The organism is Collinsella sp. CLA-ER-H3 (genome assembly GCF_040092425.1).
GTDB lineage: Bacteria > Actinomycetota > Coriobacteriia > Coriobacteriales > Coriobacteriaceae > Collinsella.
On record NZ_JBBNLP010000001.1, the window covers coordinates 218328 to 231190 of the forward strand.

Consider the following 12863-nt stretch of genomic DNA (forward strand, 5'->3'; position numbering starts at 1 on the left):
GTGCAAAAAACGGAGTATTCAGCACCGCGAGCTCTGCCGGTGCCGCTGCAGTCGGGTAGCATTGTGGAGATCGACGTCATTTTGGGGTCCGACGTGGCGCGAGGCATGCTTGTTTGTCTCGACGAGGCCTGTCTGCCGACCCAAATCGCCGGTCGAAGGCTACCGTGGGACTAATTAGATGCGCCCGGTGCGTATGCATTTGTCCCGGCCTGCTGAAAACTCCCAAAAATGCACGGTGCTCCCCAGGGGACCCGTGCTCGCAACGAAAACCATGCTCATGTCGCTATCCGCATCGCCTTTTTGCTGCACTGACTTTTCTGAATGCCGGGCTCGAATTAGTTAACCTGCCTCCCGTGTGGCTCCGGAGGGGCGGGGCATAAGGTTTATCGCGAGTTCCGCACGAGCCGAAGGCCACTTAATGTGGCCTTCGTGCGAGCAGGACTGCCCGAGCAGGAAACCTTATGCCCCGCCCCTCCGGAGCCACACGGGAGCCACTGCTAAGTTATCCCCCGGCATTCAGAAAATCTAAGTGCCAAAAAATAAGATTTTTTGACTCTGTGTTGTATAACCCGCCATTCGTGGGTACCATTCAACGCGTACGCAAACAAAAAGGGTTAATTCGCGTGGTATAACCGCGCGGCCCAAAAAGGAGGAGACAAGCATGTCGTCTTTGAAGCCGCTTGCAGATCGTGTTCTGGTCAAGCCCGACGAGGCCGAGCAGAAGACCGCTTCCGGTCTGTATATCGCCAGCAACGCTCAGGAGAAGCCGCAGCGCGGCACCATCGTTGCCGTGGGCGCCGGCAAGGTCAACGACAAGGGTGAGCGCATCCCCATGGACGTCAAGGTTGGCGACGTTGTCATCTACGGTAAGTTCGGTGGCAACGAGGTCAAGGTCGACGGCGAGAAGTATCTGCTGATGCGCGCCGACGACATCTACGCCGTCGTCGAGGCCTAGTCTCGTCAGAATCTCTGATTCGTCTTTGAGCGCGCCCGCCGCATAGGACTCGGAAGCGGCGACGCGAGTCACATTTCTTTTGGAGGATTACCTACCATGGCAAAGAACATTACGTTCAACACCGATGCCCGCGCTAAGCTTGCCAAGGGCGTCAACACTCTGGCCGACGCCGTTACCGTCACCATGGGCCCCAAGGGTCGCTACGTTGCGCTGCAGCGCACGTTCGGTGCTCCGACCATCACCAACGACGGCGTTTCCGTCGCTAAGGAGATCGAGCTCGAGGACAACATCGAGAACATGGGCGCTCAGCTGGTGAAGGAGGTCGCCACCAAGACCAACGACACCGTGGGTGACGGCACCACCACCGCAACTCTGCTCGCTCAGGCCATCGTCAACGACGGCCTGCGCAACGTCGCCGCTGGCGCCAACCCGCTGGCCATCCGTCGCGGCATCGACAAGGCCGTTAACGCCGCCGTCGCCGAGATGAAGAAGCAGGCCAAGCCGGTCGAGACCAAGGAGCAGATCGCTTCCGTCGGTACCATCTCCGCCGGTGACCCCGAGGTCGGCGAGAAGATCGCCGAGGCCATGGAGGTCGTGGGCAAGGACGGCGTCATCACCGTCGAGGATTCCCAGACGTTCGACATCACCATCGACACCGTCGAGGGCATGCAGTTCGACAAGGGCTATGTCTCCGCTTACTTCGTCACGGATAACGACCGCATGGAGGCCGTGATGAAGGATCCGTACATCCTCATCACCGACCAGAAGATCTCCAGCGTTCAGGACATCATGCCCGTTCTCGAGGCTGTCCAGCGCGCTGGCCGTGGCCTGCTCATCATCGCTGAGGACATCGACGGCGAGGCTCTGCCTACCCTGGTCCTCAACAAGATCCGTGGCGCCCTCAACGTCTGCGCCGTCAAGGCCCCGGGCTACGGCGATCGCCGCAAGCGCATCCTCGAGGACATCGCCGTTCTCACCGGTGGCCAGGCTGCCCTGGACGAGCTGGGCGTGAAGGTCGCTGACATCACCGCCGATATGCTCGGTACCGCTAAGTCCGTCACCATCTCCAAGGACAACACCGTCGTCGTCGGCGGCGCTGGCTCCAAGGAGGCCATCGACGCTCGTATCGCTCAGATCAAGGGTGAGATGGAGAACACCACCTCTGACTTCGACCGTGAGAAGCTCCAGGAGCGCCTGGCCAAGCTCTCCGGTGGCGTTGCCGTCATCAAGGTCGGCGCTGCTACCGAGTCCGAGCTCAAGGAGATTAAGCATCGCGTCGAGGACGCCCTGCAGGCTACCCGCGCTGCTGTCGAGGAGGGCATCGTCGCCGGCGGTGGCGTCGCCTTCATGGACGCTGCTCCTGCGCTCGATGCTGTCGAGATCGACGACCCCGAGGAGAAGATCGGCGTCGATATCGTCAAGAAGGCTTTGACCGCTCCGGTCGCTACCATCGCCAAGAACGCTGGCTTTGAGGGCGCCGTCGTGGTCGACAAGGTTGCCGAGCTGCCTGCCGGCCAGGGTCTCAACTCTGCCAACGGCGAGTGGGGCGACATGATCGAGATGGGCGTCCTCGACCCCGTCAAGGTCAGCCGCGTCACCCTGCAGAACGCTGCTTCTGTTGCCAGCCTGATTCTCATCACCGAGGCCACCGTCTCCGATGTGCCCAAGAACACTCAGCTTGAGGACGCTATCGCTGCTGCTACCGCTGGTCAGCAGGGCGGCGGTATGTACTAAGGCCGACAAGGTCTAGAACTCCCACCGGGAATCCGGGGGCGTGACGGGGCTTCTCTCCGGAACGTCCTCGGACATGCAAAGAGGCTCCGCATCGCGCTTCGCGCTGCGGAGCCTCTTTGCGTCCTGACGCTCCTATTTGGCAAGGTGTTTTTTAGAATCCATTTTGCGCTCGGCCTCGAACGCCTGCCTGTCCCAATCGAGCGGGAGCCCCGCCTCGACCCATGCCTCGTAGGCCCTCCTTATGGGCTTGAGCTCCCTTTGGCCCCTCTCCAGCATCGAGATGTACTTCTCGCTGGTGCCCAGTATGGACGCCGCCCTCACCTGGCTGACCCTCGCCGCGCGCCTGGCCGCCACGAGCTCCGACGCGTCCGCCGGCCTCCTGATCTCGTGCGGGTGCATCAGCGCCCGGTACGCCTCCCTGGCCACGTAGCGCTTGAGGCACCTCATGACCTCCCTGTCGCTCTTTCCCCGCCCCCTGGCCCTCTCGGCGTACTCGGCGGTCTCGGGGTCGCGCATGACCCTCTGCCTCGCGATCTCGTGCAGCGCGCTGTTCGCCTGCCGGTCGCCGCCCCTGTTGAGCCTGTGCCTCACGGTCTTGCCGCTCGAGGCGGGGATGGGGCAGGCGCCGCATATCGCCGCGAACGACGCCTCGGAGCGCAGCCTGCCCGGGTTGTCCCCGGCCGCGACCGCGAGCTTGGCCGCGCTCACGGGCCCGCACCCGTACATCGCCAGCAGCGCGGGGCAGTTCTCCTCCAGGGACGCCTCGATCGCGAGCTCCATGTCGAGCGCCGCGTCGCGCGCCGCCGCCCACAGGTCCGCCAGCGCGCCGAGCGCGGCGCCCAGCGCGCCCTCGGCGCGCACGGAGGGGAGCTCCTCCATCAGCCTCGGCCCTCCCATGCCGCGGAACCTCGACCTGAGCCCCTCCGGCGCGGTGGTGAGCAGCGACCTCGCGGTGTTGATCGCCGAGGTCCGCGCCTTCACCGCCCCGGAGCGCGCCGCGAGCATGCAGCGCACCCCGTCGACCCACCCGTCCTGGCTCTTGGGGGTCCCGAGCCTTGAGCCGGACATCGCCGCGCGGGCGGCCCTCTCCGCGTCCGCCTCGTCGCACTTCCCCTGCCCCGGGCGCCTCCTCTGCGTCCTCGCCGGGGAGAGCGCCTCGCGCACGGGCATCCCCAGCGACGCGAGGTGCCTGGTGAGGCCCGCCCCGTAGGACGACGTCCCCTCCATCGCGACGCAGGCCGGCTCCCCGGCCGCGGCGATCGCCCCGGCGAGCGCCTCGTAGCCCGCCGCGTCGGCGGGGAACCGGCGGGACAGGACCCTGCGGCCCCTCCAGTCCAGGACGTACAGCCAGTGCGAGTCGGCGTGGGTGTCGACCCCGCAGAAGACCGGCCCGCGGGCGCCGGGTATCGATTCGTTTTGCATGTCTCGCTCCGTTCTTTCCGTGCTCGCCTGGACCGGGCAGACGGCACACTGACGGGGCGCGATAGAATGCGGTTGATCGGGTCCGCGGTATCGCTCCATGCTCCTATTAGGTCATGCGGCGGTCTCGGCTCGCCGCGGCCCGCGCGGGACATGTCAGGAAACGAGGGCAGCCCTGTGGGCGCCAGCGGAATGTGGGGTCACCGCGCGGTCCGCATCTGATGGTGTCGACGTCAATGGTATACGGGTGCATCATCGACGTCTTCAATACAGAAGATATCAGTGCGGAATGTTCCGGAGAGAAGCCCCGTCACGCCCCCGGATTCCCTGCGTTTACGGCCTTGAGGTCGGCGGGCGGAGAAAGTGGTTGTTGGGGATACGTGTCCCGGTCGCTGTTTCGCGGCTTTGCCGCGAAAGGCGCGTCACTTTGGGATGGGTGGGGAGCGTGGTTGTTGCGGCAACTGATCCCCACCATAAATTACCCTCGGCATACTTGCGCGAACGATTGCTCGTGCTACACTTGCAATTGCTGTTTCAGGGCGGGGTGGAATTCCCCACTGGCGGTAAATCGGGCGGTGTCAAAGGGACGCCGTGGAGCAGGCGAGGTGCCTGCGACTGAGCCGATGAGTCCGCGACCCGTGTGTGTGTTGGTTCGCATGCCGGCTGAACTGGTGAGATCCCAGTACCAACGGTTAGAGTCCGGATGAAAGAGGCAGGTGATCTTATGTCTGAACAGTCGCAGCATATCCATTTTGAGAACACGAATAGGTGGAGCACCAAACAGCTCGTTACCATGGCGCTGATGTGCGCCCTGGGCGCCCTGTTTATGTACGTGCAGCTGCCCATCCTTCCTTCGGCGCCGTTTTTGACCTATGACCCGTCGCTGGTGCCGGCGATGGTGTGCGGGTTTGCGTATGGTCCCGGCGCCGGTACCGCTGTTGCCGCTATGGCTATCGTTATCCATGCGCTCACCACGGGTGACTGGGTCGGCGCGCTTATGAACTTGGTTGCCACGCTGGGCTATATTCTGCCCGCGGCTATCGTTTACCAGAAGATGCACACCTATAAGGGTGCCGTGATTGGCCTGGTGCTTGGCGTCATTGCCGCTACAGCGCTGTCTATGGTCGCAAACCTTACCATTGGCGTATGGTTCTGGTATGGCTCGGTCGATGTGATCGCCCCGCTCATGATTCCTGCCGTACTGCCGTTCAACCTTATCAAGACCGTGCTTAACTCGGTATTGACGCTTGCGGTGTACAAGGCGGTTTCCAACCTCATCACGCCTAAAAAGGACCAGGTCAAAGGCCGCGCATGATTGAGTGTCGGGGCGTTTCCTTTAGTTATGACGGTGCCGCACCGGCGCTCGACGGCGTCGATCTGAACATCGAGGACGGGGAGTTTTTCTGCATCCTCGGTGGCAATGGGTCGGGCAAGTCGACGTTTGCCAAGCATCTGAATGCGCTGTTGCAGCCCGATGCGGGCACGGTACGCATCAACGGCATGGATGCGTCCGACCCCGAGCTGGTCTACGACATTCGTTCGACCGCGGGCATGGTATTCCAGAATCCCGACGACCAGCTGGTGGCAACGCTTGTCGAAGATGACATTGCGTTTGGTCCCGAAAACCTAGGCGTGCCATCGGCGCAAATTGCGCAGCGCGTACGCGAGGCGCTGAAAGGCGTGGGCCTGGTGGGCTTTGAGCACCACGAGACCCATGCGCTTTCGGGCGGCCAAAAGCAGCGCGTGGCGCTTGCCGGCGTGCTCGCCATGGAACCGCGCGTGCTCATATTGGACGAGGCTTCCTCGATGCTCGATCCGCGTGGGCGCAAGGGCCTCATGAAGGCTTGCCGCGCGTTGCACGATCGCGGCATGACCATCGTGATGATTACGCACTTTATGGAAGAGGCCGCCGAGGCCGATCGTGTCGCCGTGTTTCAGACGGGGCGAGTTGCCATGCTGGGCACGCCCGAGGAAATCTTGACGCGGGCGGACGAACTTGCGCAGCTCAACTTGGATATGCCGGCGTCGTGCTGTCTAGGTAGGGCACTTCGTGAGAAGGGCGTGCCCGTTTGCGCGCAGGTGCGTGAGGCGGATATGGTCGCTGAGATTGCGCAGGCTTATGCCGAGCGAAGTGGGGTAGACATCGTAGAGCGGCCCTTTGCGTCCGATCCTCGTATGCTCGACAACGCATCCTCTGCAAACGATGGAACAGTAGCGTCGGAGCCCGTCATCGAGATTTCGTATCTCTCACATAGTTACTCGCTGAGCGCCCGCGAGCGCCGCTGCTGGCATAAGCGCTCGGCCACTGCGGGCAAATCGAGCAAACAGGCTCTCTGGGGAAACGACCCAAGCAGCCCGTGGGCGCTGCGCGATGTATCGCTGACGGTGCGTCGCGGCGAGTTCCTGGGGCTAGCAGGTCATACCGGTTCGGGTAAGTCGACGCTGGTCCAGCATCTCAACGGTTTGATTCGTCCCCAGGAGGGAAGCGTTTGCGCGCTGGGGCTCGACCTATCAAACAAGAAAGACGCCGCCGCTGTTAAGGCCAAGGTCGGCGTGGTGTTTCAGTATCCCGAGCGCCAGCTATTTGCCGAAACCGTGGCGCAGGACGTGGCGTTTGGTCCGCACAACCTTGGCTTGCCGCAAGATGAAGTCGACCGTCGTGTCGAGTCATCGCTCTCGCGCGTGGGCCTCGACCTTTCTACGGTCGGCGACAAGAGTCCCTTTGAGCTTTCGGGCGGTCAGCAACGGCGTGTGGCATTCGCCGGCGTGCTCGCCATGGAGCCCGAAGTCCTGGTGCTCGATGAACCCATGGCGGGGCTCGATCCGGCTGCGCGCAGGGATTTCCTTGAGCTTATCGATCGACTTCACCGCGATGGCCTGACCGTTGTCATGGTTTCGCATAGTATGGATGACCTGGCCAATTGCTGCGACCGCATTGTCGTAATGAACGAAGGCGCGGTGTTTGCCGAGGGAACCCCCGCGCAGGTGTTTGCGCATGCCGATGAGCTCAAGTCGATCGGCTTGGGCGTTCCCGCCGCCCAGCGTATGGCGCTGGCGCTTACGGAGGCGGGCGTGCCGCTGCGTCGCGGCGGGCTCTATACGGTTGAGTCGCTGGCAGACGAGTTGGTGGACCTGCTAATCGGTCGCTCGGGCGGTCCTTCTAACGTCGCGGACATTGCTAAATCCAAGACGGTCGCGCGAGAGGAGGGCTGCTAATGGAGGCGTTTTCGTTTGGCAGCTACTATCCCGGCGATAGTGCGATCCACCGCCTGGACCCGCGAACTAAGTTGCTCTTGGGCTTTGTGTTTCTGATCACGACGCTCACAGTCAGCAGCTTCCGCGGACTGGCCCCGGTCGCAATCTTCGTTGTCCTGATCTATGCCGTGTCCCGGGTGCCGGCTCGTCGCGCTCTGTCGTCGATGGCGCCGCTGCTGGCAATCGTCATCGTGGTTGCGGTGCTCAACCTGTTTTCCGACCAGAGCGGGCGCATCCTGTGGCAGCTCGGCTTTCTGCAGATAAGCGAGGGCTCGCTGCGTTCTGCCGCCTTTATGGCGTGCCGCCTGACCCTGATGATGGCCGGCATGAGCGCCATTACGCTCACCACGCCCACGCTCGACCTCACCGCGGGCTTTGAGCGTCTGCTCGCACCGTTTGCGCGCGTGGGGCTCCCTGCGCATGAGCTCGGCATGATCATGGGTATCGCGTTGCGCTTTATGCCGCAGTTCGCCACCGAGATGAAGCAGACGGCGGACGCGCAGGCAAGCCGCGGCGCGCGCGTGACGTGCGGTCCGCTCGGCGGTGTGCGCATGCTCGGCAGTGTGGCGATTCCGCTGTTCACCGGCGTGTTCCGTCATGCCGAGACGCTTTCGGCCGCCATGGATGCGCGCTGCTATCACGGCGAACAGGGACGCACGCGTCTGCATACACTTACGTTTGGCCGCGGGGATGCACTGGCCGCGGTGGTGACGGTGCTGCTGCTCGTGTGTGTCATCGTCATCAACCTTCAACTTGTTTAGGCGCGATTCGAGCGCAAGAAAGGGGTCCCTATGACCGACAACGACCGCACGGCTCAGCTTGAGCGCGCCTGTTCGGATCTCAGGCGCATTCCGGCGTGGTATCTGGCCACGACCGATGTGGCCGACGGGTATCAGCCTCGCGTGAGGCCGTTTTCATTTGCCATGGTCGATGACGGTAAGCTGTGGTTTTGCACATCGCGCGACAAGGATGTGTGGGCCGAGCTCAGCGCGAACCCCAAGTTTGAGGTTTCGGGTTGGAAACCGGGGGAGTGTTGGATTGTACTGACCGGCGAGGCCGCGCTCGAGGACGATGCGGTCGTGAGCGACAAGGTACGCCAGGCGGGTTTTAAACACATGGTGGGCATCGGCGAGGAACACGATAGCGCCAACGACGGCCGCCTTGCTTTCTTTTCGGTCCGCAACATTGCCGCGCGCTTCTGTGATATCGACGGCAGCGAGGAGCGCCTGGAGCTCTAATTTCCCAAATTGATTACCCATTCCAAAAAGACTGGTCAGGCGACAGGAGGACACATGGACGGATTGAATACGGTGTTGGAGTATCTGACGTCGGTGCCGGCATGGTATTTGGCGACGAGCGTTGACGGACAGCCTCATGTGCGTCCGTTTTCGTTTGCGCAGATCCAGGATGGCAAGCTGTGGTTTGTAACAGCGCGCACCAAAGACGTGTGGCAAGAGCTGCTACAAAATCAGCGCTTTGAGGCCACGAGTTGGTGGCCGGGCCATGGCTGGCTCATCTTGCGCGGGCGTGCCGGCTTGGATGACCGGGCCTTAGACGAAATGCGCGAAGCCGGGTGGAAGCATCTAGAGCGCCTGGGCGAGCACTATGAGGGGCCTAACGACCCCACGCTCGTCTTCTTTAGCGTCGAGGATCCCGAGGCTTTTATCTGCAATCACGACGAATGGGTGCCGGTCGAGCTCTAGCCAGCTGGCTCATCCTAACAACTTGGTTTTCGCATGGGCGGGCCCCGTATTGCCCGGCGCCGTTAGGAGCGCCGGTCAATACGGGGCCCGCTCCATTTGTCAATTCCTTCAAGCGAATGTGTCGGGAATGTTTCAATGCATGAATATGTAAACCATTTACGTGTTAATGCATCTTTTGGTGCTAAAGTTTCAACCCACTTCATAACGACCGCTGCGAAATGCGCATCGGTGCATAAATCGCAGACAAGGAGTCTGATATGTCTTTGAAGGTTGGAATCGTCGGCGCGGCTGGATATGCCGGAGCCGAGCTCATTCGCCTCGTGCTCGGTCATCCCGAGTTTGAACTTGTCGCCATTACGTCCAACGCCGATGCCGGCCAGCCGTTGTCCGCGGTGTATCCGAGCTTTGCTGGCGTGAGCGATCTGGTTTTCACCACGCATGACGCCCCCGAGCTTAAATCCTGCGGCGCCGTCTTCTTGGCCGTGCCGCATACCGCGGCCATGGCTCAGGTGCCCGCCCTGCTTGCCGCGGGAGTCTCCTGCATTGACCTCTCGGCCGACTATCGCCTGAGCGATCCGGCCACCTTTGAGGCCTGGTATGCCGCCAAGCACACGAGCCCCGAGTTGCTCAAGACCCGCGCCTTCGGTCTGCCCGAGCTGTTCTCCCAGGATTTGGAGACCGCTGCATCCGATCATGCCGACGGCAAACCCGTGCTGGTTGCCTGCGCCGGCTGCTATCCCACCGCAACGAGCCTTGCTGCCGCTCCTGCCGTGCGTGCGGGCTGGGTGGCCGAGAACGGTCCCGTGATTGTCGATGCCATCAGCGGTGTGACGGGTGCCGGCAAGTCCTGCAACGCTCGTACGCATTTTTGCAGCGCCGACGAGAATTTGGAGGCCTACGGCGTGGGCAAGCATCGCCACACGCCCGAGATTGAGCAAATCCTTGGCCTGACCGATCGCGTCGTCTTTACCCCGCACCTGGCACCGCTCAAGCGTGGTCTGCTCTCCACGGTGACGATGCCGCTCGCGCCGCAGGCCATCGACTCCTTGGCTCTTGAGGACGTTGTCGACTATTACAAGCAGTTCTATGCCGGTCGCACCTTTGTGCGCGTGCTCGATGCTGGCCAGCAGCCCAAGACGGCTTCGGTTGTCGGCACCAACGCCGCCCAGATTGGCCTCGCGCTCAATAAGCGCGCGGGCGTGCTGGTGGCGACGGGCGCCATCGACAATCTGTGCAAGGGCGCTGCGGGCCAAGCGGTCCAGTGCGCCAATATCGTCTTTGGCTTTGACGAGCGACGAGGCTTGCCCACAGTGGCGTGCCCGGTGTAGCACATTCGATTGTTAACGATTTGGTAGTCGGGCATCGAGTGGGGCGCCACTCTTAAGCTGGTCTCATGATCACGACTGGCATGGCGCACCAACCGATGTCCGTTTTTTGTTTGACATAAGGAGCCATAAAGACGATGAATACTGAGCTGTTTGATATCAAGATTCGCGCCGTCGAGGGCGGCGTTACGGCTGCGGCTGGTTTTAAGGCTGCAGGCATCCACGCTGGGTTCCGCAAGAACCCAGAGCGTCTGGATTACGCGCTTGTCGTGCCCGATAAACCCTGCCCCGGTGCCGGCGTGTTTACCACCAATCGCTTTTGTGCGGCGCCCGTGCAGGTGAGCCGTGCCAACCTGGGCGGTGCCGACAAGGGCTACGGTATCATCGCCGGCGTTTCGGTCAACTCTGGCAATGCCAACGCCGCCACGGGTGAGACCGGCCTTGCATGCGCGCGCGAGACGTGCAGCATCGCATCGCAGGTCATCGGCTGCGAGCCCCAGCAGATTCTGGTTGCCTCCACGGGTGTGATTGGCCAGATTCTGCCGATCGACACGTTTGAGACCGCCATTCCTGCTGCCTACGAGGCGCTCTCCGCCCACGGTGGCGCCGATGCCGCTCGCGCCATCATGACGACCGACACGCACTCCAAGGAGTACGCCGTGGCCTACGTCAGCGAGGCTGCGGGTCATGCGGGCAATGTCTATACGGTAGGTGGAATGTGCAAGGGCTCGGGCATGATCATGCCCAACATGGCCACCATGATCGCAGTTATCACCACCGATGCCCCCGTCGAGCCTGCGGCACTTCATACCCTGCTGCTCTCGACCGTCAAGCAGACCTTTAACAAGGTAACGGTCGATTCCGACACCTCAACCAACGACACCTGCATCATGCTTGCCTCCGGCGCCGCTGCCGCAGATGTCGAGCCTATCGTCGAGGGCTCCGATGCCTTTGACGAGTTGGCATTTGCCGTGCACGAGGTGTGCGAGAGCCTGGCGCGCAATATCGCCGCCGATGGTGAGGGCGCATCCAAGCTTGTTACGGTCAACGTTACCGGCGCCGTGAACGACGAGGAAGCCGATATCGCCGCCCGTGCCGTTGCCAACTCGCCGCTCGTTAAGACCTGCATCGCCGGCCACGACTGCAACTGGGGTCGCGTTGCTATGGCGCTTGGCAAGTGCGGCGTGAAATTTAATCAGGAAGACGTTTCCATCGACATGATGGGCATGCCCGTCTGTCGCGACGGTCTGACTGTTCCCTTTGACGAGGACGAGGCTCTACGACGTTTCGAGGCGCCCGAGATCGTGATCTCGGCCGACCTGGGCGCAGGCGACGCGGCAACGACCGTGTGGACCTGCGACCTCACGCATGAGTACATCTCCATCAACGGCGACTACCGTTCCTAGATTCCAGGCACGCTGCGCATCTTGCCGCGATTGCGGACAGCTGAGCACGGCGCGATAACGATATGAAAGACGAGGCAGATTATGAAATTCGCACGCGATTGTCGTTCGAGCGAATCCAACGAAGCAACCGCGCAGCTGCTGTTCGAAGCGCTGCCGTGGATTAAGAACTTGACCGGCAAGACGGTCGTTATCAAGTACGGCGGTGCAGCCATGGTCGACGAGCAGCTGCGTCGCGACGTGATGAGCGACATCGTCCTGCTCAAGATCATCGGCATGCGCCCCGTTATCGTGCACGGCGGCGGCAAGGCTATCAACGAGGCGCTGAGCCATTACGATATTCCCGTCGAGTTTAAGAACGGCCAGCGCGTGACCTCGCCGGCGACTATGGATATCGTGCGCGAGGTGCTGGGCGGCAAGGTTAACCAGGAGCTGGTTGCTGCCATCAACCACCACGGCAACCTGGCCGTGGGCGTGTCGGGCAGCGATGCCGGCACGCTCATCGCCGAGCCGCTCGACCCCGAGCTCGGTCGTGTGGGCAAAGTGACGCACGTCAACACCGACTATATCGAGCGCTTACTCGATAGCGAGTACATTCCCGTCATCGCTACCGTCGCGGCGGGGGAGGACGGCGGTTTCTTCAACATCAACGCCGATACCGCCGCCGGTGCCGTTGCCGCGGCGCTCCACGCGCATAAGGCGATCTTTTTGACCGATGTCGATGGCCTGTACAAGGACTTTAGCGACAAGGACTCGCTTATCTCCAACCTAACGCTCGACGAGGTTAACGAAATGCTCTACGGCGGCGAGGTCGATAAGGGCATGATTCCCAAGCTGCGTGCGGCCGTCGATGCGCTTACCGGCGGCGTATTTCGTGCCCACATCATTAACGGTACTACGCCGCATTCGCTGCTCCTGGAGCTGCTGACCGATGCCGGCGTCGGCACCGTGATCCATTCCACCGAGACGGCTTACGAGTTCGATACGCATCCGCATCCGCTTTCGACGTTTGCTGCGCGTCTGACCGAGAACCTTGACGAGGTCGAGAAGCTTCAGACGGTCTAGCTGA

The 12863-nt window shown here is 62.0% G+C and carries 11 protein-coding genes and 1 riboswitch; of the genes, 10 read left to right on the forward strand and 1 reads right to left on the reverse strand.

Annotated elements, in window-relative coordinates:
* Positions 1 to 661 precede the first annotated feature (661 nt).
* Both groES and groL read left to right on the forward strand, forming a co-directional pair.
* On the forward strand, positions 662 to 955 hold the full coding sequence (gene groES, locus AAAX32_RS00990; protein WP_022094351.1) for a co-chaperone GroES: 294 nt from the start codon (positions 662 to 664) through the stop codon (positions 953 to 955).
* Positions 956 to 1051: 96 nt separating this feature from the next.
* Complete coding sequence (groL, locus tag AAAX32_RS00995; protein ID WP_006234938.1) at positions 1052 to 2689, forward strand: chaperonin GroEL; 1638 nt, start codon at positions 1052 to 1054, stop codon at positions 2687 to 2689.
* 132 nt (positions 2690 to 2821) lie between these two features.
* On the opposite strand, the gene AAAX32_RS01000 is transcribed toward groL, so the two are convergent.
* Positions 2822 to 4111 carry an IS110 family transposase gene (locus AAAX32_RS01000; RefSeq protein ID WP_349099673.1) on the reverse strand — a complete coding sequence of 430 codons (1290 nt, stop codon included), beginning with the start codon at positions 4109 to 4111 and terminating at the stop codon, positions 2822 to 2824.
* Between the two features lie 523 nt (positions 4112 to 4634).
* A riboswitch (FMN riboswitch) is annotated at positions 4635 to 4827 on the forward strand.
* 5 nt (positions 4828 to 4832) lie between these two features.
* On the opposite strand from AAAX32_RS01000, the gene AAAX32_RS01005 reads away from it, so the two are divergent.
* The 8 genes from AAAX32_RS01005 to argB all read left to right on the forward strand — a co-directional run bounded on the left by AAAX32_RS01005 (position 4833) and on the right by argB (position 12859).
* A complete protein-coding gene (locus tag AAAX32_RS01005) occupies positions 4833 to 5423 on the forward strand; it encodes an ECF transporter S component (protein ID WP_055252299.1) in 591 nt (196 codons plus the stop codon).
* Positions 5420 to 7324: an energy-coupling factor transporter ATPase gene (locus tag AAAX32_RS01010; RefSeq protein WP_349099675.1), complete on the forward strand. Its 1905-nt coding sequence runs from the start codon at positions 5420 to 5422 to the stop codon at positions 7322 to 7324. The genes AAAX32_RS01005 and AAAX32_RS01010 overlap by 4 nt, the downstream gene beginning before the upstream one ends.
* Positions 7324 to 8124, forward strand: coding sequence for an energy-coupling factor transporter transmembrane component T (locus tag AAAX32_RS01015; RefSeq protein WP_138339571.1), 801 nt, complete (start codon positions 7324 to 7326; stop codon positions 8122 to 8124). Before AAAX32_RS01010 ends, AAAX32_RS01015 begins: the two co-directional genes overlap by 1 nt.
* A 30-nt stretch (positions 8125 to 8154) precedes the next feature.
* On the forward strand, positions 8155 to 8601 hold the full coding sequence (locus AAAX32_RS01020) for a pyridoxamine 5'-phosphate oxidase family protein (RefSeq protein ID WP_349099677.1): 447 nt from the start codon (positions 8155 to 8157) through the stop codon (positions 8599 to 8601).
* A gap of 54 nt (positions 8602 to 8655) precedes the next feature.
* Positions 8656 to 9066, forward strand: coding sequence for a pyridoxamine 5'-phosphate oxidase family protein (locus AAAX32_RS01025; protein WP_099432117.1), 411 nt, complete (start codon positions 8656 to 8658; stop codon positions 9064 to 9066).
* 257 nt (positions 9067 to 9323) lie between these two features.
* Positions 9324 to 10394, forward strand: coding sequence for an N-acetyl-gamma-glutamyl-phosphate reductase (gene argC / locus AAAX32_RS01030; protein WP_343011776.1), 1071 nt, complete (start codon positions 9324 to 9326; stop codon positions 10392 to 10394).
* Between the two features lie 134 nt (positions 10395 to 10528).
* Complete coding sequence (argJ, locus tag AAAX32_RS01035; RefSeq protein WP_217108273.1) at positions 10529 to 11797, forward strand: bifunctional glutamate N-acetyltransferase/amino-acid acetyltransferase ArgJ; 1269 nt, start codon at positions 10529 to 10531, stop codon at positions 11795 to 11797.
* Positions 11798 to 11878: 81 nt separating this feature from the next.
* Entirely contained in the window at positions 11879 to 12859 is a 981-nt protein-coding gene (gene argB / locus AAAX32_RS01040; RefSeq protein ID WP_343001555.1) for an acetylglutamate kinase, read from the forward strand.
* Positions 12860 to 12863 lie beyond the last annotated feature (4 nt).